This is a genomic window from Pseudomonas sp. NFACC08-1, from assembly GCF_900106735.1.
Classification (GTDB): domain Bacteria; phylum Pseudomonadota; class Gammaproteobacteria; order Pseudomonadales; family Pseudomonadaceae; genus Aquipseudomonas; species Aquipseudomonas fluorescens_Q.
The window spans coordinates 43,399-62,252 of the sequence record NZ_FNNL01000022.1 but is presented as its reverse complement, the minus strand read 5'-3'; the positions used below and the strand labels follow the sequence as shown (position 1 = coordinate 62,252).

Genomic DNA, 18,854 nt, shown 5'->3' with positions numbered 1-18,854 from the left:
GGCCAGGCAACCCATCACTTGACCCCAGGCTTGACCCGCAACGCCTTGGCCTTCGCCTCGATCACCAGGTACATCACCACGGTAATCAGCAACGGCAGGATGAAATAGATCGCCCGGTAGGCGATCAATCCCGCCAGCAGGCTGCCCCGCGACACTTCATGTTGCAGCAGCGCAACGAACACCGCTTCCAACACCCCAAGCCCCGCCGGAATGTGGGTGATGACCCCCGCAATGCTGCTGATCAGCAACACCCCGAGCACCACTGGATAATCCAGTTTGCCGGGCAGCAACGTGAAGATCACCGCCGCCATCAACGACCAGTTCAGCGCGCCCAACGCCAGTTGCAGCACCGCCATGCGCAGCGACGGCAGATTGATTTCCATGCCGCGAATCGTCCAGGCCCGGCGCTTGGAAAACCGGCAGGCCACCAGGTAACCGGCACTCACCAGCAGCAACAGCGCGCCGACGCCTTGCAACGCATCGCTGCTGAGTTTCCAGCCCGGCGGCATGGTCACCAGGCCGCTGCTGAACACCACCCCGGCCAAGGTCATGTAGCCGAACCAGTTGGTGGCCAGGCTCAGGCCGAGAATTTTGGCGATGTTCCCGCTGCTGACCCCCAGTCGCGAATACAGGCGATAGCGCATGGCGATACCACCGACCCAGGCGCTGAGGTTGAGGTTGAACGCGTAACTGATCACCCCCACCGGCAAGATCTGCCGCCAACCCAGTTTTTGGCGGATGTAGGTGCGACCGATCAGGTCGAAGCAGGCATAGGTGATGAAACTGGTGACGGTCAGTGCGGCGGCGATGATCAAGGTGCGCACCTTGAAGTCTGCCAGGGTGGCGAACACTTCCGACCAATCGATGCGTCGGGCCAAGGTGGTGAACAGCACGATCAACAGCAGGAAAAACGCCAGGGTCAGCGGTCTTTTCCAGCGGCTCCAGCGGGATTTGGGCTTGGACTGTTCCGGCGCATGGGCATCTCTCGGCGCGGTGTGCGCTTCAGAGTGGTTCATGGGGTTCGCTCCGGACCGCCGTCGGCGGTGAAAATGGTTTCAGACGCGGTTTATGGGCCGGCAGCCAGCCGGCCCAGGCCGGGAAATGGCGCAAAAAGTGGAACACCATGAAACCGATGGTCATGCGCCACAACAGGCCCCGGGGGGCGTGGTCCTCGGGCATGGCGGTGCAATGGTTGCGGCTCAGATAGTCGAGGCGCTCGAACAACTCGCGATTGAACGCCCGGTCGCGGATCAGCACATTGGCTTCCAGATTCAGGGACAGGCTCAGCGGGTCGAGGTTGCTCGAACCCACCGTGCTCCAATCCTCATCCACCAGGGCGACCTTGCCGTGCAGCGGTCGCTCGCAATATTCGTAGATCACCACGCCGGCCTTGAGCAGGTAGCTGTAGAGCATGCGCGCGGCGAGCTTGGCGATCAGCATGTCCGGCTGGCCCTGCAGGATCAGCCGTACTTCCACGCCCCGCCGTGCCGCGTTGCGGATCTCGCGCAGCAACCGGTAGCCAGGGAAGAAGTAGGCATTGGCGATCACCACCCGCCGCTGGGCGCTGCGCAGCACTTGCAGGTAAACCTCTTCAATGTCGGTCTGGTGTTCGTGATTATCCCGGTAGACCAGGCGCACCTGGCCGTCGTGGTCGTTGATGGCCAATTCGTTGCGCCGACTGCGGCGCCGTTGCCACCAGTATTTGGCCCGGGCAGGCCGTCCGCTCTGCAACAGCGCGAAGTGATGGATATCCACCACCGCCGGGCCTTTGATTTCCACGGAGTAATCCTGCTTGGCCTCGGGTCCGAAATCGCCCAGGTGGTCGGCGGAAAAATTGATCCCGCCGATAAACGCAATCACCCCGTCCACCACCACGATCTTGCGGTGCAGGCGACGGAACCAGTTGGTGCGGATGCCCAGGCGCCGTGGGGCGGGATCGAACATTTGCAGGCGCACGCCAGCGTCGCTCAACGAGGCGAGGAATTCGGTGGTCAGCTCTCCGCAGCCGAAGCCATCGAGGCTGACGGTGATGCGCACGCCCCGCGCGGCGGCTTCGATCAACAGGTCCCGCAGTTCATAACCGACCTTGTCCTCGAACAGGATGAAAGTCTCCAGGAGGATTTCTGCCTCGGCCCGGCGAATGGCTTCGAAGACCCTGGGGAAATACTCTTCGCCGTTTTCCAACAGCTTGACGCGATTGTTGCCGTGCCAGCCGTATTCGATATCCGTCAGCGCCGGGTTGCGTTCGGTGGGTGGCGCCTCGACCTGCTCAACCGTCGCCTTGTTCATTGTCGCGCTCATAATTCGATCTCCACCGACAGCGGTGCGTGGTCGGAGAGGTGCGACCAGGGTCGTACGCTCAACACCTTGGGATGATGGGCCTTGAGATTGCGCACGTAGATGCGGTCCAGGCGCAGGACCGGCAGGCGCGCCGGAAAGCTGCGGGCCGGTTTGCCCCACTGTTCGGCGAACACTTCCCGCAGGCCGCAGGGTTCGAGCAGTTCACTGGCCTTGCCGCGCCAGTCGTTGAAGTCACCCGCGACGATCACTGGCGCGTCGGGCGGCAGTTCGCTCAAGCGCTGGCAAAGCAGCTTGAGTTGCTCGACACGATGACCTTCGCGCAGCCCCAGGTGCACGCAAATGGCATGCACTTGCTGTCCATCGCCCGGCAGGCGCAGCACGCTGTGGAGCATGCCGCGGTTCTCATGCCCGCTGATGGACACGTCCAGGTTGTCGTGGCGGATGATCTGGAATTTCGACAGCAGCGCGTTGCCGTGGTCGCCCGCCGGGTACACCGCGTTGCGCCCGTAGGCGAACTGCGGCCAGAGGCTGTCGGCCAGGAACTCGTATTGCGGCATGCTCGGCCAGTTGCTATAGCGCTGGGGGTGGTGTTCGTGGGTGCCGTGGACTTCCTGCAAGAACACCACATCGGCGGACACGCTGCGCACCGCTTCGCGCAGTTCCGGCAGGATGAAGCGCCGGTTCAGGGCGGTGAAGCCCTTGTGGGTGTTGACCGTCAGCACGGTGAAACGGCTGACCGGGTCGAGAACCTGGGCCTGTTGCTGGGTCGGCTCGTGGGTTGCTTCGCTGGTTTCCGGGCGGTTCATGGCAACACCCCTTCGGCCGGGCGCTCGCCGGGCGCGGTGGCGAGGTCCTTGTCCAGATGGAAGTGCTCCAGCAAGTGGCGTGCGTCATAGGGCGCGCGGACTTTGATGTCGTTGTCGAAATAGCAGAACACTTCCCGGCTTTTACGGGCCCGGGGTTTCTTGTCGGGGTCGATCAACTGGGCGTCGGTGGGTTGCTTGCCGTGGCTCCAGGCCTCGATCCGCGCGCCCCAGCGCTTCAACGCCTCGTCGGTGTAGCCGCTGGCGTACAGCTGCTCGGCGCCGTGCAGGCGCAGGTAGACGAAATCGCTGGTGACGTCTTCGCGATAGGGCCATTTACCGGCGGTGTCGGCGATCACCAGGGCCACGTCGTAGCGCTTGAGCAGCGTGACGAAGTGCGGGTCGATAAAGCTCTCATGGCGGATTTCCACGGCGTGGCGCAGTGGGCGCTTTTTATCAGTGGTGGTGCTGGCGTGGCCGTCCAGGCGCGGCTCGTGCTCGCGGGCCAGGGCGGCGGCACCTTCGGTGTCGTGGGGCAGTTGCTTGAGGAAGTCTTCGAACAGCTCGGGGTCAAATTTGAAGCTGGGCGGAAACTGCCAGAGGATCGCGCCCAGCTTCTCCTTGAGCTCCAGCACGCCGGAGGCGAAGAAATTGGCCAACGGCTTGCGGATGTCCCGCAGGCGCTTGATGTGGGTGATGAAACGCGGGGCCTTGACGCTGAACACGAAGCCGGGCGGTGTCTCGGCGTACCACTGGGCATACCGTTCGGGGCGTTGCAGGGCGTAGAACGATCCATTGATTTCGATGCTATTGACCGCTCGTGAGGCGAATTGCAGTTCCCGTTTCTGGGCCAGCCCCTTGGGGTAGAAATCCCCCCGCCAGGGCGTGTAGCGCCAACCGGAAATGCCAATGTGGATCGCCGTCATGTATCCCTCCCGTGCCAATGACCTCGTGCAGCCTGTGTCTTTTGATGACTGTTGCGCGGCCTGGAAAGTTTCGATGGGATGCCCGGCGGCAGTGAAGCTGTGGCGAGGGATGCGCAGTAAGTCCCAAAAACAGGGCCGCTGCGCGCCCCAGCGGGAGCAAGCTCCCTCGCCACAAGGTTTTGTATTGGCCTTGCGAGCGAACTTGCCGGCGCAATATTGATCAGTTCCTTACCGATCCCGTGTGAAGGAGCCTCGCGTCTTGTCTCGATTGAGCACTGTATTGCTGCTGTTCTTGCTGGCGCTGACCGGTACCAGCGCCTACGGCACCGCCGCTGTCCCTGGCACCTCCAAGCCCGATGAACCGCCCGCCGAACCTGCGCCGCTGGTGCAGGGCGGTTTATTGGGGGCCATCAGTTCGAGCATTGACGATGTCCAGGACAAACTCGATCTCAACCAAAGCCTGGTGGATGCCTGGCGCCTGCGGGCGGACCGGGCGGCGGATGAGGTGGACCGGCTGGTAGACCAGACGTCCCGTTCGTCCTGGCGCGTGGCGGGGGATTTCCTGTTGTTGTCGAGCGTCTGGATCGGCGCTTTTGCACTGATCTGGTCGGGCGCGCGGCTGCTGCTGCGCCATCTGGGCCGGCGCCGCTGGTTGCGCACCCGCCAGCGCCTGCGCGACCTGCTCGGTTATCTGCTGCCGTACACCGCTGCGGCGTTGATCTGCCTGCCGCTGACCCTGTACGTCAGCCACTTCCTGCAGGTGTCGGTCGGTCGCGCCCTGGCGCTGTGCTTCGCCTACGCCACCAGCAGCGGCATTTTCTCCACCTCGGTGTTGCTGTGCGTGATCGTGATGTTCAACGCGGGTCACAAACGCCGGGCGGTGGCGATGATCCGGCGCTTCAGCCCCCGGCCATTGTTCATGATCGGTTTTCTCGCCGCCCTCAGCGATGCCCTGACCAGCCCGCAGATCGCCCGGCAACTGGGCGGCAACATCACCAGCAGCATCGCAGTGTTCACCGGCTTGTTTGCCTCGGTGATCTTTGGCTGGCTAGTGATTCGCATGCGCAGGCCCGTGGCGCACCTGATCCGCAACCGCCCGCTGGCCCAGCGCTTGAAGCAACCGGCCTTGCAGGAGTCGCTGCGGATTTTCTCCGGGCTCTGGTATTGGCCGATCCTGTTGATGGTGCTGGTGTCGGCGGTGAGCCTGATCGGTGTCGGCGAGGACAACCAGAAAGCCCTGCGTTGTGCGCTGTTCACCACCATCCTGCTGATCGCCACGGTGTTCCTCAGCACCGTGTTCCAACACGTCTTCAAGTCGCCCAAGGCCGAGGCCATCCAGCGCAACAGCGCCTACAAGGGTCGCCTGTTGAGCCTGCTGCACGCGTTGCTGCGCATCGTCATGGCGGTGGTATTCATCGAAGTCCTCGGACGGATCTGGGGCATTTCCCTGTTCGAGTTCGCCTCGCGCAATGCCATAGGCCGGGCGATCAGCGATTCCTTGAGCCGCATCGGCCTGATCTTCCTGATGACCTGGCTCACGTGGGTGGTGCTCGACACGGCGATCCAGGAAGCCCTGAAACCGCCGCTGAACAAGCGCGGGGCCCGCCAGCCCAGCACCCGGGTCAAGACCATCCTGCCGCTGTTGCGCAACGCGGCGAAAATCATCCTGGTGGTGATTTGCGCGATCACCACCATGGCCAACCTGGGCATCAACGTCGCGCCGTTGCTGGCCGGTGCCGGGGTGGTGGGGCTGGCGATCGGCTTCGGTTCCCAGCAACTGGTGCAGGACGTCATCACCGGGCTGTTCATCATTATCGAAGACACGCTGTCCATCGGCGACTGGGTTGTGCTCAGCTCTGGCCACGCCGGCACCGTCGAAGGCCTGACCATCCGCACCCTGCGCCTGCGCGACGGCAAGGGCTTCGTGCATTCGGTGCCGTTCGGCCAGATCAAGGCGGTGACAAACCAGTCCCGGCAATTCGCCTTTGCGTTTTTCTCCGTGCAATTCACATACGACACCGATGTCGACCAGGCCATCGAGCTGATTCGCGAGGCCGGGCGTTCGATCGCCGAAGACCCGTTCCTCAAGTTCAACCTGCAAGGGCCGTTGGATGTGTTTGGCGTGGACAAGATGGACCTCAACGGCGTGGTGCTCACGGCGCAGTTCCGCACCGTGTCGGGTGGGCAATATGCGGTGAGCCGGGCGTTCAACCAGCAGTTGAAGAAGCTTGTGGATAACCACCCGGCGGTGCACTTTGCGCAGACTTATCCACAGCAGGTGATGTTGCCCAAGCGGTTCGTGGAGGAGCCGAAAGAATCGGGGGAGTCGTGAGCTAATCGGTAACCCTGTGGCGAGGGAGCTTGCTCCCGCTCGGCTGCGAAGCAGTCGTCGCTTTGGGCGGATATTGCCGCGCACGGATGTATTGTTTGGGGCTGCTACGCAGCCCAGCGGGAGCAAGCTCCCTCGCCACAGGTGTGATGTGTAGGCTAATGGTGTTGGATCAGCTTATTCTTGATCTCAGCCATCCCATGAGCATCCAACTCCATCCAAAGATGCTGCTTGCCAGCAATCTGCGCCGCCACCGGCAAACCATCGCGATACACCAGCCGATTGCCCGCCAGCGCCGGCACTTTCGCCCCCGGCAGCAGGGTGCCGGCCAGGTTCAGCGGGTCGACGCCGCACACCGCCACCAGGCTGCCGTCGGTGGGGCGGCGGCGTACTTCGCGCAGCAGCGGGATGGCTTCGGGCAGGGCGAATTGTTCACCTGCCAGGCCGCTGACGAACCGCCCGCCACGAATCTCGCCCCGCGCCTCCAGGCGATGAAAGGTACGCAGCAGCTCGCGCCAGCTCGGCAACCAATCGGCCTCCCGCTCCAGCAAGCGCCAGAACACCACACCGTAGCGGCGCAGCAGGGTCATGGCGATGTGCTCCAGGGTCTCGGGCGGTGTCGGCGCCGGGCGGTTGCCTTCCACCGGTGCGGGTTGGCTACGGCGCAGCAAGGCCCAGCGCCCGGCGTCGTCCATGCCGCCGACAAACGCTCCGCGCCCGCGTCGGCTGCTGCGGGCCTGGCGTTTGCTGGCGGGGGTGATCAGCGCGCGCAAGCCGGCGAAGCTGTCGGCATTCACCAACCCGGCACCCACCAGTTCCTGCAAGGCGATTTCCAGTTCGCTGCGCAGCAGATGGGCCTCGTGGGCCAGTTCGTCGAAAAACAGCGCGCCGTGTTCGGCGAGGGCCTGATGGACTTTTTGTGTCTTGGGTGACAGCTCATCAAGGGCCGTTTGCCCTGCCAGGCTGCTCCACAACGCCACCTGGCTGCGCGGCAGCAATACCACCGGCGTGCTGCGCAGGGCGCTGGCGGAAGGCTTCTGGTGCGCACTCAGGCGCGTCCATACCCACTTGCCACTGCGGCACAACTCATCGAGCCAACTGGGCGAATAGTCTTTGATCCGCGCCGGCAGCAGGTCGCTGTCCCAGGCTGACGCGGCGGCTGGAAAGCCTTCGAACTGACCCAGGATCGACGGCAGCACGGCATTGCCCCGACCTTGGCTGGACGATGACAGGTGTTGCCAGTCGAACAGGAAACGCATGAAATCCTGCAGCATCACCGGCTCGATTTCCCGGCGCAGGCGCTTGACCGTGTAGCGATGAATCCGCGCCAGCAAATGCCGCTCGCACCATTCCTCCTGGCCGGTGCCCGGCGTGAACCGCCCACGCAGCACATAGCCTTGCTGCTCGAGCTGCGCCAGGGCCTGGGTGACTTGCGGGGTCGACAACCCCAGCGGGTAGGCAATGGCCTTCAACGGCAGCGGGCCAAAGGCGCTGAGTCGGGCGCGGAGCACTTCCACCAGGGCCTCGTCGCCGTCCCAGGCTTCATCGAAACCGGCCATGGGCGTCAGCGCTGGTTGCCATTGGGCCTGTGGATAAACCGCTTGCAGACACGTCAGCCGTTCCAGCGCCACCCACAAGCCGCGTTCGGCGCTGATCTGCACATGGCTGGCGCGTCCGCCCTCGGCCAGCGTCTGCAACCAATCCAGCCACGACGCGTGGGCGCTGGCCTCGCTGTCGGCGATGCAGGCCAGGCTCATCAAGGCTTCGTGCATCTCATCGAGATTGGTCGGCGTCGGCCAGGCTTCATCCCGGACCGACTGGATGGCTTCGGCGTCCAGGGCGCCGAGGTCGTCGGTGGCCTGTGGATCGCTCCAGCGCCGGTTGATCACCGCCTGGGTGCGCCGTTCTTCCAGCGGCGCGTCGTCGAGAAAGGTGTAGGGCCGGGCGCTGAGGATTTCCGCCGCCAGCGGCGAGGGCGCCGGCAGGTCGCGGCTGATCAGGCGAATCTGGCCGGCTTCCATGCGCCGCAACAGCGTCAGCCAACCTTCGCTGTCCATGGCTTCGTGCAGGCAATCGTCGAGGGTCTGTTCCACCAGCGGATGGTCGGGGATCTCCCGCTCGCCGGCGAGGTTTTCCAGGCAGGCGATCTGGTCCGGAAACACGCTGGCAATCAGGTCCTCGCTTTTCATCCGCTGGATCTGCGGGGCGACTTTGCGCCCGCCGGCGTAGCGCGGCAAGGCCAGGGCCACGCCAGCGTTCCAGCGCCAGCGCACGCCGAACAGCGGCGCATCCAGCACCGCCTGGACCAGGATCTGCTCGGCGCTGTGGCTGTTGAGGTAGCGCCACACTTCGTCCAGTTCGAAGCTGTGGCTGGTGGACAGCGAGAGCACGATGGCGTCTTCACTGGCGGCGGCCTGCAATTCGAAGTTGAAGGTGCGGCAGAAGCGCTTGCGCAAGGCCAGGCCCCAGGCGCGGTTGATACGGCTGCCGAAGGGCGTGTGGATGATCAGTTGCGTGCCGCCGGACTCGTCGAAAAAACGCTCCATCAGCAGCGTGTCCTGGGACGGCAGGGCGCCGAAGGCCAGGCGCGCCGGGGCCAGGTAATCCACCAGTTGTTCGGCGCTGGCCAGGTTCAGTTGCAAGGTGCCGGTCAGCCAATCCAGGGCCGGTTGCAGATGGCCCGGCGTGGCGCCGAGCAGTTGATCGAGCTGGGCTTGCAGGCGCGCCACGGCCAGGGACAATTCGGCGCTGCGTCCCGGCGCTTCGCCGAGCCAGAACGGGATGGTCGGCGGTTGGCCCTGGGCGTCCTCGACCCGCACGCGGCCAGTTTCGACGCGAATGATGCGGTAAGAGGTATTGCCCAACTGGAACACATCGCCGGCAATGCTCTCCACCGCGAAGTCTTCGTTGACGCTGCCGATGTTCAGCCCTTGGGGTTCGAGCAGCACGCTGTAGTCGGCATTGTCTGGAATGGTGCCGCCGCTGGTCACGGCGGTCAGCTTGCTGCCCCGGCGCCCGCGCAGGGTCCGGGTCACGGCATCGCGGTGCAGGTAGGCGCTGCGCACGCCCTGGCGGCCATTGAGGCCTTCGGCGAGCATCTGCAACAGCGCCTGGTAATGCCCTTCGTCCAGCTCGGCGTAGGGCGAGGCGCGGCGGAAGGTCTCCAGCAGCGCCTGCTCCGGCCATTCCTGGCAACTGACCTCGGCGACAATCTGCTGGGCCAGCACATCCAGTGGCGCCTTGGGAATGTGCAGGATGTCGAGTTCGCCACGGCGCACGCAGTCGAGCAGGGCGGCGCATTCGATCAAGTCGTCGCGGGTGGTGGCGAACAGGCGGCCCTTGGGCGTGCCACCGACCTGGTGACCGGAACGACCGACCCGTTGCAGGAACGCCGAGATCGAACGGGGCGAGGCGATCTGGCAGACCAGGTCGACATCGCCGATATCAATGCCCAGCTCCAGGGACGCGGTGGCGATCAGCACCTTCAGTTCGCCGCGCTTGAGGCGTTGTTCGGCGTCGAGGCGAAACTCCTTGGCCAGGCTGCCGTGATGGGCCGCCACGGCGTCCTTGCCCAGGCGCTCGCTCAGATGACGGCTCAGGCGCTCGGCCAGGCGCCGGGTGTTGACGAACACCAGGGTGGTGCGGTGTTCCCGGGCCAGCTCGGCGAGGCGGTTGTAGACCAGTTCCCACACGTCATTGGCCATCACCGCCGACAGCGGTACTGGCGGCACCTCTATGTCCAGGTCCCGGGGGCGGGCGTGGCCGATGTCGACGATTTCGCAGCTACGTCCCTCACCGACGAGAAAACGCGACACCGCTTCGATGGGCTTTTGCGTGGCGGACAGGCCGATGCGCATCAACGGTTCGGCGCACAGGGCTTGCAGGCGTTCCAGGCTCAAGGCCAGGTGGCTGCCGCGCTTGCTGGCGGCGATGGCGTGGATTTCGTCGACGATCACCGTGCGGGTGCTGGCGAGCATCTGCCGGCCGGAATCGGAACCGAGCAGCACGTAGAGCGATTCGGGGGTGGTCACCAGGATGTGCGGCGCGGTCTTGCGCATCGCCGAGCGTTCTTTCTGCGGCGTGTCGCCGGTACGCACAGCGGTGGTGATGTGCAGGGGGGGCAGGTCCATCCGCCGCAGCTGTTCGGTGATGCCGGCCAGCGGATTTTGCAGGTTGATCTGGATATCGTTGCTCAAGGCCTTGAGCGGCGAGACGTAGACCACCAGCGTTTGGTCCGGCAGGCCGCCCTGTTCCAGGCCGCGATGCACCAGGTCATCGAGCACGGCGAGAAAAGCCGTCAAGGTCTTGCCCGAGCCGGTTGGCGCCGCCACCAGGGTCGAACGACGCTGGCCGATCAACGGCCACGCTTGGGCCTGGGCGGCCGTGACCGCCGGGAATGTCTGGCTGAACCAGGCGCGAACGGCGGGGTGAAAGCCTGCCATGGCGTGGTCGGCTGCAAGGGGCAGATTCATAGGATCAGTGTATGCGGGCGAGGTGGGGAGGATGCAAGTACTGATACTGTGCCTGTGGCGAGGGGATTTATCCCCGCTGGGCTGCGAAGCAGCCCCAAACAAGCAAATGGGATAGATCTGACCCACCCAGGTGGCAATTAAAGGGGCTGCTGCGCAGCCCAGCGGGGATGAATCCCCTCGCCACAAGTCAGCTACCAGCCTTGTAAGATGCGATCCACACTTTACGGATGACGGTTGCGCACTAAACCCGCAAAATGCAACGATTCCGACAACGCCTGCGGGCGTGGTCGACCAAATTCTTGTGCCAATAGACTGGGCCTGCTGACTTTATGCGAATGCGCCTTATGTTACTGGGCGGCGGAAATGCCCTTGGGCAGGCGCTGATTCGCCTCGGTGCAGAAGAAGACATCGGTTTTCTTGCCCCCCGCCCGCCCGAAGACGGTTGGGATGCCGCGAGCCTGACGCAACTGCTCGACGACACCCGTCCGGACGCCTTGATCAACCTGGCGTACTACTTCGACTGGTTCCAGGCCGAGGCTGTCAGCGAGCAGCGCCTGGCCAGCCAGGAGCGCGCTGTCGAGCGCCTGGCCGAGCTGTGCCAGCATCACAATATCGTCTTGCTGCAACCGTCGAGCTATCGCGTGTTCGATGGCTCCCGCGCCACGGCCTACAGCGAGAAAGACGAGCCCGTGCCCCTGGGCGTGCGCGGCCAGGCGCTGTGGCGGATCGAGCAAAGCGTGCGCGCCACCTGCCCGCAACACGTGCTGCTGCGGTTCGGCTGGCTGCTGGACGACAGCGCCGATGGCATCCTCGGGCGTTTCCTGGCCCGGGCCGAACAGCCCGAAGAGCTGTTGCTGGCCGACGACCGCCGGGGTAATCCGACGCCGGTGGACGATGCCGCGCGGGTGATCATCTCGGTGCTCAAGCAACTCGATTGCGCGGCGCCGCTATGGGGCACCTATCATTACGCCGGGCACGAGGCGACTACACCGCTGGCGCTGGGCCAGGCGATCCTCACCGAAGCCCGTGCCCTGCATCCGCTGGCCATCGAGTCGCCCACCCCCCAGGCCCACGCCGCACGGCCGGACGCCGCGGAAGAACCGCAGCACGCGGTGCTGGCCTGCAAGAAAATTCTGCACACTTTCGGGATCAAGCCCCGCGCCTGGCGCGCGGCACTCCCGGGCTTACTGGATAGGTTTTATCGCCATGGCTGAAGGCCCTGTTTTAATCACCGGCGGCGCGGGTTTCATTGGCTCGCACCTGACCGACGCTTTGCTTGCCAAGGGACATTCGGTACGCATCCTCGATGATCTGTCCACTGGCAAGCGCAGCAACCTGCCGCTGGACAACCCCGCTGTCGAACTGATCGAAGGCGACGTCGCCGATGCCGCGCTGGTGGCGCGGGTCATGGCCGGTTGCAGCGCCGTCGCGCACCTGGCGGCGGTGGCTTCGGTGCAAGCTTCGGTGGACGATCCGGTGCGCACGCACCAGAGCAACTTCATCGGCACCCTGAATGTCTGCGAGGCCATGCGTCAGTCCGGTGTGAAGCGAGTGCTGTTCGCCTCCAGCGCAGCGGTCTACGGCAACAACGGCGAAGGCGAGTCCATCGACGAAGAGACCCCCAAGGCGCCGCTCACGCCGTATGCCTCGGACAAACTGGCCAGCGAGTTCTACTTCGACTTCTATCGCCGCCAGCATGATCTGGAGCCGGTGGTGTTCCGCTTCTTCAACATCTACGGCCCGCGCCAGGATCCGTCCTCGCCGTATTCCGGGGTCATCAGCATCTTCAGCGAACGGGCACAGAAAGGCCTGCCGATCACCGTGTTCGGTGATGGCGAGCAGACCCGGGATTTTGTCTACGTCGAAGACTTGGTGGACTTGCTGGTGCAGGCCATCGAGAAGCCAGAAGTGGAAGTGGGGGCAGTGAACGTCGGCTGGAACCAGGCCACGACCCTCAAGCAGATGCTCCAGGCCCTGGCCGCCGTGGTGGGTGATCTGCCGCCGATCAGCTACGGCCCGGCGCGCTCCGGCGACATCCGCCATTCCCGGGCCGACAATCGCCGGCTGGGGCAGCGCTTCAGCTTTCCCCAGCAAACTCCGCTGAGTGTGGGGCTGGCGCGGCTGTTGGGCCGCTGAACGAAAAAGGCGCCTTTCGAGGCGCCTTTTTCATGAACTTGCTGGAGTGAACACTGTGGCGAGGGAGCTTGCTCCCGCTGGGCTGCGAAGCAGACCCAAAGTATTTGCGACCGCTTCGCGCTCGAGCGGGAGCAAGCTCCCTCGCCACAGGATGTGTTGTCAGCTGTTCATTGCGTTGCCATTTAGAACTTGTAACCCAACCCCACCATGTAGATCCATGGGTCCACGTCGACATTCACCTTGGCCCGGGTACCGCCGGCCACGGCGTTGTTGTCCACATAGGCGGTGGTGTCGATGTCGATGTAGCGAATCTGGCCGTTGATCATGACGTTGTCGGTCAACATGTAGTCAGCGCCCACTTGCCACGCCATGCCCCAACTGTTGCTCGCGCGGAAATTGCTGAAGCCGTTGGCACTGGCTTCGCTGCCGACGTGTTCGTCGTAGATCCAGGTGTAGTTGATACCGGCGCCGACATAAGGCTGGAACGTCGACTTGGCGTCGAGTGGGTAGTAGACCAGGCTCAGGGTTGGCGGCAGGTGCTTGAGGGTGCCGAGCTTGTTGTTGGCCGCGCCCAGGGCGGTGCCTTTGATTTTCACGTCGTGCTCGAACGGCGAGGCCGCCAGCAGTTCGATCCCCAGGTTGTTGGTGATCATGTAGGCGAAGTTCAAGCCCAACTGCGTGTCGCTGCTCATGGTCGCCTTGCCGCCCAGGTCGGCGCCGGCCAGCGGGCCACGGTCGACCTTGACGCTGGAGCTGTCGGCTTCCGGATTGACGGTGATGGCACCGGCGCGAACGATAATATCGCCGGCTGTGTGGGCCTGGGCGAGTGGGGCGGCGAGCGCGAGGGCGGCGAGGGAAGCGCAGAGCAAGGACTTGTTCATGAGGGCTCCAGAGGGCATCGAAATTTGATGTCTCATGGTACGAAGCCGTCTGGTCCGGTCTTTTGACCCAGCTCAATGAGTCAGGGGGTGTTTAATTGACTCAGCTCAATAAAAGCGCTGATGAGAAAATTCGAGGGAACCATCGCGAGCAAGCTCGCTCCCACATCATTCGACCGCATGCTTTCTGAAGAAACACGATCAACTGTGGGAGCAAGCTTGCTCGCGATAGCTATCTGACTGACCGCACATCACGACCGGATTCACTCCGGCAGCTCATATACATAAATTTTCTCGGCCTCCATCTGATACCCGGCATCGGCCAGTTCACTGGTGGACGGCTTGACCTGCATCGGCCCTTCGACCCAGTACGGTTGATACAACTCGTCGAGCTTGACCCCGACTTCACTTTTCACATGCACGATCTGGTTGGACGGCGGTGGTGGTACGTGGATACAGGCGCCGAAATACGGCACCAGCAAAAAGTCGGTGGTGCGACCTTCCTCGCTGACTTCCAGCGGCACGATATAGCCCGGCAAACGAATCTGCTGGCCATCGAGGGCCTTGACCACCGGGGCGTTGGGCAAGTCCTGCTTGGCCGCAGGGGCGGACTCGGCGGCCAGGGCGTCGCTCATCTTCGACAAGTCGTGCAGCGGGGTCATGTTCGGCACTTCTGGCGGGGCGTCCGGCGGGATCATTTCCGACCAGGCCAGGTCCCTCGGCTCGGCCGCCCACAGCGGCAGGGCGACCATCATCAACAGCGCAAGCAGGGCGCGGGGCATTTTCAAGGTCCTCATAGACGGATCGACAGGCCGTCGGCCAACGATTGGCGATAGGCGCGCCAGGCCGGCACGCTGCCCATCAGCAGGGCGGCGACCAGGATGCCAGCCAGCAGCGTCCATTCATATTCGCTCGGCCAGCCCAGCGGCAAGTACAAGCCGTAGGCCGATTGCACGTAACCCTGGGCGGCGGCGATGCCGATGTACAGCAAGGCCAGCCCGGCGATGACCCCGGCCAACGCCAGGGCGAAGGCTTCGAGCACCAGCAGCGTTGCGATGTGCCACGGCCGCGCACCCACCGAGCGCAGGATCGCCATTTCCCGGCGGCGCTCGTTGAGGCTGGTGAGGATCGCCGTAAGCATGCCGATCAACCCGGTCAGGACCACGAACAACGAAATCACGAACAAGGCTTTTTCCGCCGTGCCCATCAAGCTCCACAACTCCTGCAGCGCCACGCCGGGCAGGATCGCCAGCAAGGGTTCGCCGCGGAACTCGTTGATCTCGCGCTGCAAGGCAAAGGTGGAAATCTTGCTGTTGAGGCCGAGCATGAACGCGGTGATCGCTTGGGGCGTGAGGTCCATGTTGCGGGCCTGGTCGGCGCTGATGCGGCCATTGCCCTGGGCCGGCACGCCGTTCTTCCAGTCGATGTGGATCGCCTCCATGCCACCGAGGCTGATGTGCAGCGTGCGGTCCACCGGGGTGCCGGTGCGCTTGAGAATCCCGACCACGGTGAAGGGCTTGTCGTCGTGCTTGACCAGGCTGATCGCCGCCACGCCGTGGGCCAACACCAGTTTGTCGCCGAGCTTGTAGTGCAGCGCCTCGGCCACTTCGGCACCGAGCACCACTTCGAACGGATCGGTTGCGAAAGCCCGGCCGTCGGCCAGTTCCAAGTGCTGCTGGCGGCCGTACTGGTAATGCTCGAAGTAGGCCTCGGTGGTGCCCATCACCCGATAACCACGGTGGGAATCGCCCAGGGACATGGGGATCGCCCACTTCACTTTCGGGTTACTGGCGAAGTGTTCAAAGCTGTCCCAGCGGATGTTGTTGGTGGCGTTGCCGATGCGAAACACCGAATACAGCAGCAGGTTCACGGAGCCGGAGCGGGCGCCGACGATCAGGTCGGTGCCACTGATGGTGCTGGCGAAACTGGCTCGTGCTTCGGTGCGCACTCGCTCCACCGCCAGTAACAGACAGACCGAGAGGGCGATGGCAAACGCGGTGAGGATCGCGGTGAAGCGGCGGTTCGCCAGGCTGGCCATGGCTAGACGGAACAAATACATCTCAAACCTCGAGTGGCGTGGCGGCGCGATTGAGATCGGCCAGCGACAGGTTGCGGTCGAACAGCGGCGCCAGGCTCTGGTCGTGGCTGACGAACAACAGGCTCGAGCCGGCCTCGCGGCATTCGGCGAACAGCAGTCGCAGGAAGTTTTCCCGGGCGTCGTAGTCCAGGGCCGAAGTCGGCTCGTCGGCGATCACCAGCTCCGGCTGGCCGATCAGGGCCCGGGCGGCGGCGACCCGTTGCTGTTGGCCGATGGACAGCGAGTCGGCGCGCCGCCCCAACAGGTTCGGATCGGTCAAACCCAGGTGGGCCAGCAGCGTGGCGGCGGCTTGATCGACGCTGCCGTGGCGCTGGATCGCCCGTTGCGCACGCAGCTTGGAAAAGTGACAGGGCAGCTCGACGTTTTCGCGCACCGAGAGAAACGGCAGCAGGTTGAACTGCTGGAAGATATAGCCGGTGTGGTCGACGCGAAAGCGGTCGCGACGGCCGGCGCCCAGTTCGCTGAGTTCCTGGCCAAGCAGGCGGATGCTGCCGCGGTCCGGTGTCTGCACCCCGCCCAGCAGCCCCAGCAAGGTGGTCTTGCCGCTGCCGCTCGGGCCCTTGAGAAACAGCGTCTCACCAGCCTCCAGGCGGAACGCCGGGATATCCAGCAACGGCGGATGCCCGGGCCAACTGAAGCCCAGGTCGGAGAGTTCGATGAGTGCTTGGGTCATATGAAACCGGTCAAATTAAAGATCAACTCCTGTGGGAGCGAGCTTGCTCGCGATAGCGGTTTGTCAGGCAGCATCTGTGTTGGATGTGCCGGCCTCATCGCGAGCAAGCTCGCTCCCACATGGGCTTTCGGTGTACTTAGAATTTCAGGCTGGCCGCCTTGGCCGTCACTTCCACGCCTTGCTGGCCGCTCGGGCTGATCAGTTGTACCTGAATTTTCTGGGTGGCCGGGAAGGTTTTGAACAGGGTCGCCAGGTCCAGGTTCTTCAGTGCACCCGGGGCGGCGCAGGTGAATTGGTAGTGGGCATGAATCTCACTGTGCTCGCCGTGGTGCTCGTCGCCGCCTTCATCATGGTCTTCGTGGTCCGGTTCATCGCCGAACAATGGGCTTTCCAGTTCCTGTTGGGCCACGGTGCATTTGGCGGCGGCCGGCAAGTTGAACAACGCCAATGGCTTGTCCAACTGCGCGCGTACGGCGGCGACCTTGGCCTTGTCGGCATCGCTGGTGGCGGCATGTTCGAAGCCCACCAGGTTCATCGCCGGGCTTTCCAGTTCCAGCTCCAGGGTCTGGCCGTCCAGGGCGGCGTTCAACCGGCCCACACCATGTTCATGGGCACCCAGGCTGCCGTGCTCGTGGTCATGATCATGCTCGACCGCCCCATGAGCGACGGCCAATGGCAGCAGGGCGAACGGCAAAGCGAGAAACAGACGACGCATGACGAGTCTCCGAAAAGGTTATGTAATCTTATAACGAAAGTGCGGAGAGTTTGACCGTCTGCTTGGCGTCGCGCAAGGGCCATGGGAGCATGCGAACATGAAATATTCAGGAGCACGGTGATGTTGCGGATACGCGGAACCGTCGGCGATTGGCCGGTGGACTTGTCGATCGAAATGGATGAGAGCGACTGGGCGCAGCTCGGCGCGCAATTGCAAGTGGCCAAGTGCGAGGGTGTCGCGGCCCCGGCGACCAAACCGGTGGCCAATCCGGTGAGTCAGGACGATGCCCAGTGGCAGATCGCCAAGGAATTGCTGCGCAAGGCCGGGCAATTGAGCGGCCCGGACCTGCTGGAACAGCTCGAAGGCCTGACCGGCAGCGCCTCGGCGGGCAAACGCCTGTTGGTGCGCTTGCGCCACTGTGCCGAGGTCAAGGTACTGAGCGGCGCCGATACGCCGCTCTACAGTTGGGTGGGAGAAGAAGCGGCAAGCTACAAGCCGCAAGCTTCAAGCTGAAGCAATCTTGCAGCTTGCAGCTTGCAGCTTGCCGCTGCCTCCCTAATACAACGCCGCGAACAGCTTGCGACGATAGCTCGTCACCAGCGGATGATCGTTGCCCAGCAGTTCGAACACTTGCAGCAAGGTCTTGTGGGGCAAGCCTTCGCTGTAGCTGCGGTTACGCATGAACAGCTTGAGCAGTGCATCGAGGGCCGCTTCGTACTGCTGGCGCGCCAGTTGCTGGATCGCCAGTTGGTACACCGCTTCATCGTCCTGCGGGTCTTTTGCCAGTCGGGCCTTGAGGTCGGCGGCGTCCGGCAGGTGCTTGGCCAGGCCGAGGAACTGGATTTGCGCCTTGGCGCCGGCGAGCGCGGCTTTGTGCTCGTCGCTTTTTACCGCATCGAGCACGGTCTGCGCTTCGTCCAGCTCGCCGCGTTCAGTCAGGCAACGGGCGTACAGGATCAGCGCCTTGGCGTTGGTGTTGTCTTCACCCAGCAACACCGTGAGCAGGGCTTCGGCGTCGGCGAAACGACCGTCGTCGAACAGCGCCTGGGCTTGTTCGAACGGGTCGGCGGCGGCTGGCGGTGGCATCTGCACGTGGGGTTCGAGCATCGCCCGCACCGCCGATTCCGGCTGGGCCCCGGCAAAGCCATCGACCGGCTGACCGTCCTTGAACAGCACCACGGTGGGCAGGCTGCGGATGCCGAAGCGGGCGACGATATCCTGCTCGATGTCGCAGTTGACCTTGGCCAGCAGCAGTTCGCCCTGATAGCTCTCGGCAATGGTTTGCAGCATCGGCATCAGGGCCTTGCACGGCGCACACCACTCGGCCCAGAAATCCACCAGCACCGGTTTGTGGAAAGAGTTCGCGATCACCGACTGGTCGAAATCGGCGGTGGTGGCGTCGAAGATGTAGGGCGTTTCCTGAGTCATGGGCAATCTCGTAGAGCGCTTGAATGGGGCAACTATACGGCTTGGTGGGGGGTGGCTGAAAGCGGGGTGGTCTTTCGCCCTGTGGTGTCTGACAG

At 63.8% G+C, this 18,854-nt stretch carries 15 protein-coding genes; 4 read left to right on the top strand and 11 right to left on the bottom strand.

Features of this window, described 5'->3' with window-relative positions; genetic code table 11:
* Window positions 1-14: 14 nt before the first annotated feature.
* Genes BLU76_RS28970 through BLU76_RS28955 form a run of 4 tightly spaced genes read right to left on the bottom strand, consistent with a single transcriptional unit; the run spans window position 15 to window position 4,030 of the window.
* Window positions 15-1,016 carry a lysylphosphatidylglycerol synthase domain-containing protein gene (locus BLU76_RS28970; RefSeq protein WP_092225549.1) on the bottom strand — a complete coding sequence of 334 codons (1,002 nt, stop codon included), beginning with the start codon at window positions 1,014-1,016 and terminating at the stop codon, window positions 15-17.
* Window positions 1,003-2,301 carry a cardiolipin synthase ClsB gene (clsB, locus tag BLU76_RS28965; protein WP_092225547.1) on the bottom strand — a complete coding sequence of 433 codons (1,299 nt, stop codon included), beginning with the start codon at window positions 2,299-2,301 and terminating at the stop codon, window positions 1,003-1,005. Before clsB ends, BLU76_RS28970 begins: the two co-directional genes overlap by 14 nt.
* Complete coding sequence (locus BLU76_RS28960) at window positions 2,298-3,107, bottom strand: endonuclease/exonuclease/phosphatase family protein (RefSeq protein WP_092225545.1); 810 nt, start codon at window positions 3,105-3,107, stop codon at window positions 2,298-2,300. Before BLU76_RS28960 ends, clsB begins: the two co-directional genes overlap by 4 nt.
* Window positions 3,104-4,030: a DUF72 domain-containing protein gene (locus BLU76_RS28955; RefSeq protein WP_072346380.1), complete on the bottom strand. Its 927-nt coding sequence runs from the start codon at window positions 4,028-4,030 to the stop codon at window positions 3,104-3,106. The genes BLU76_RS28960 and BLU76_RS28955 overlap by 4 nt, the downstream gene beginning before the upstream one ends.
* 259 nt (window positions 4,031-4,289) lie before the next feature.
* Between BLU76_RS28955 and BLU76_RS28950 the strand changes: the two genes are divergently transcribed.
* Window positions 4,290-6,362, top strand: coding sequence for a mechanosensitive ion channel family protein (locus BLU76_RS28950; RefSeq protein WP_092225543.1), 2,073 nt, complete (start codon window positions 4,290-4,292; stop codon window positions 6,360-6,362).
* 155 nt (window positions 6,363-6,517) lie between these two features.
* Here BLU76_RS28950 and BLU76_RS28945 read toward each other — a convergent pair whose 3' ends face one another.
* Window positions 6,518-10,831, bottom strand: coding sequence for a DEAD/DEAH box helicase (locus BLU76_RS28945; RefSeq protein ID WP_092225541.1), 4,314 nt, complete (start codon window positions 10,829-10,831; stop codon window positions 6,518-6,520).
* A 329-nt stretch (window positions 10,832-11,160) separates the two neighbouring features.
* Between BLU76_RS28945 and BLU76_RS28940 the strand changes: the two genes are divergently transcribed.
* On the top strand, window positions 11,161-12,045 hold the full coding sequence (locus tag BLU76_RS28940) for a sugar nucleotide-binding protein (RefSeq protein ID WP_053188636.1): 885 nt from the start codon (window positions 11,161-11,163) through the stop codon (window positions 12,043-12,045).
* Window positions 12,038-12,967, top strand: coding sequence for an NAD-dependent epimerase/dehydratase family protein (locus tag BLU76_RS28935; protein WP_063324158.1), 930 nt, complete (start codon window positions 12,038-12,040; stop codon window positions 12,965-12,967). The genes BLU76_RS28940 and BLU76_RS28935 overlap by 8 nt, the downstream gene beginning before the upstream one ends.
* A 182-nt stretch (window positions 12,968-13,149) precedes the next feature.
* On the opposite strand, the gene BLU76_RS28930 is transcribed toward BLU76_RS28935, so the two are convergent.
* The 5 genes from BLU76_RS28930 to BLU76_RS28905 form a co-directional block, all read right to left on the bottom strand.
* Window positions 13,150-13,848: an OmpW/AlkL family protein gene (locus BLU76_RS28930; protein WP_063324159.1), complete on the bottom strand. Its 699-nt coding sequence runs from the start codon at window positions 13,846-13,848 to the stop codon at window positions 13,150-13,152.
* A gap of 260 nt (window positions 13,849-14,108) precedes the next feature.
* Window positions 14,109-14,627 (bottom strand): DUF3299 domain-containing protein, encoded by a 519-nt coding sequence (locus tag BLU76_RS28925; RefSeq protein ID WP_013694320.1) that lies wholly within the window; start codon window positions 14,625-14,627, stop codon window positions 14,109-14,111.
* A gap of 11 nt (window positions 14,628-14,638) precedes the next feature.
* The gene (locus BLU76_RS28920; protein ID WP_092225539.1) at window positions 14,639-15,904 is read right to left on the bottom strand and encodes an ABC transporter permease; all 1,266 of its coding nucleotides are present in this window, start codon (window positions 15,902-15,904) and stop codon (window positions 14,639-14,641) included.
* 1 nt (window position 15,905) lies between these two features.
* A complete protein-coding gene (locus BLU76_RS28915) occupies window positions 15,906-16,616 on the bottom strand; it encodes an ABC transporter ATP-binding protein (RefSeq protein WP_063324161.1) in 711 nt (236 codons plus the stop codon).
* A gap of 136 nt (window positions 16,617-16,752) precedes the next feature.
* The gene (locus BLU76_RS28905; RefSeq protein WP_092225537.1) at window positions 16,753-17,331 is read right to left on the bottom strand and encodes a DUF2796 domain-containing protein; all 579 of its coding nucleotides are present in this window, start codon (window positions 17,329-17,331) and stop codon (window positions 16,753-16,755) included.
* 120 nt (window positions 17,332-17,451) lie between these two features.
* Between BLU76_RS28905 and BLU76_RS28900 the strand changes: the two genes are divergently transcribed.
* Window positions 17,452-17,844 (top strand): hypothetical protein, encoded by a 393-nt coding sequence (locus tag BLU76_RS28900; protein WP_092225535.1) that lies wholly within the window; start codon window positions 17,452-17,454, stop codon window positions 17,842-17,844.
* Between the two features lie 42 nt (window positions 17,845-17,886).
* On the opposite strand, the gene trxA is transcribed toward BLU76_RS28900, so the two are convergent.
* The gene (trxA, locus tag BLU76_RS28895) at window positions 17,887-18,759 is read right to left on the bottom strand and encodes a thioredoxin (protein WP_072346362.1); all 873 of its coding nucleotides are present in this window, start codon (window positions 18,757-18,759) and stop codon (window positions 17,887-17,889) included.
* Between the last annotated feature and the right edge of the window lie 95 nt (window positions 18,760-18,854).

Excerpts from the sequence above, each read along its gene's own strand:
- BLU76_RS28940 (WP_053188636.1), top strand. The coding sequence starts at position 11,161 with ATGCGAATGCGCCTTATGTTACTGGGCGGCGGAAATGCCCTTGGGCAG.
- trxA (WP_072346362.1), bottom strand. The coding sequence starts at position 18,759 with ATGACTCAGGAAACGCCCTACATCTTCGACGCCACCACCGCCGATTTC.
- BLU76_RS28935 (WP_063324158.1), top strand. The coding sequence starts at position 12,038 with ATGGCTGAAGGCCCTGTTTTAATCACCGGCGGCGCGGGTTTCATTGGC.
- BLU76_RS28905 (WP_092225537.1), bottom strand. The coding sequence starts at position 17,331 with ATGCGTCGTCTGTTTCTCGCTTTGCCGTTCGCCCTGCTGCCATTGGCC.
- BLU76_RS28955 (WP_072346380.1), bottom strand. The coding sequence starts at position 4,030 with ATGACGGCGATCCACATTGGCATTTCCGGTTGGCGCTACACGCCCTGG.
- BLU76_RS28945 (WP_092225541.1), bottom strand. The coding sequence starts at position 10,831 with ATGAATCTGCCCCTTGCAGCCGACCACGCCATGGCAGGCTTTCACCCC.
- BLU76_RS28900 (WP_092225535.1), top strand. The coding sequence starts at position 17,452 with ATGTTGCGGATACGCGGAACCGTCGGCGATTGGCCGGTGGACTTGTCG.
- BLU76_RS28970 (WP_092225549.1), bottom strand. The coding sequence starts at position 1,016 with ATGAACCACTCTGAAGCGCACACCGCGCCGAGAGATGCCCATGCGCCG.
- BLU76_RS28925 (WP_013694320.1), bottom strand. The coding sequence starts at position 14,627 with ATGCCCCGCGCCCTGCTTGCGCTGTTGATGATGGTCGCCCTGCCGCTG.
- clsB (WP_092225547.1), bottom strand. The coding sequence starts at position 2,301 with ATGAGCGCGACAATGAACAAGGCGACGGTTGAGCAGGTCGAGGCGCCA.
- BLU76_RS28915 (WP_063324161.1), bottom strand. The coding sequence starts at position 16,616 with ATGACCCAAGCACTCATCGAACTCTCCGACCTGGGCTTCAGTTGGCCC.
- BLU76_RS28930 (WP_063324159.1), bottom strand. The coding sequence starts at position 13,848 with ATGAACAAGTCCTTGCTCTGCGCTTCCCTCGCCGCCCTCGCGCTCGCC.
- BLU76_RS28920 (WP_092225539.1), bottom strand. The coding sequence starts at position 15,904 with ATGTATTTGTTCCGTCTAGCCATGGCCAGCCTGGCGAACCGCCGCTTC.
- BLU76_RS28960 (WP_092225545.1), bottom strand. The coding sequence starts at position 3,107 with ATGAACCGCCCGGAAACCAGCGAAGCAACCCACGAGCCGACCCAGCAA.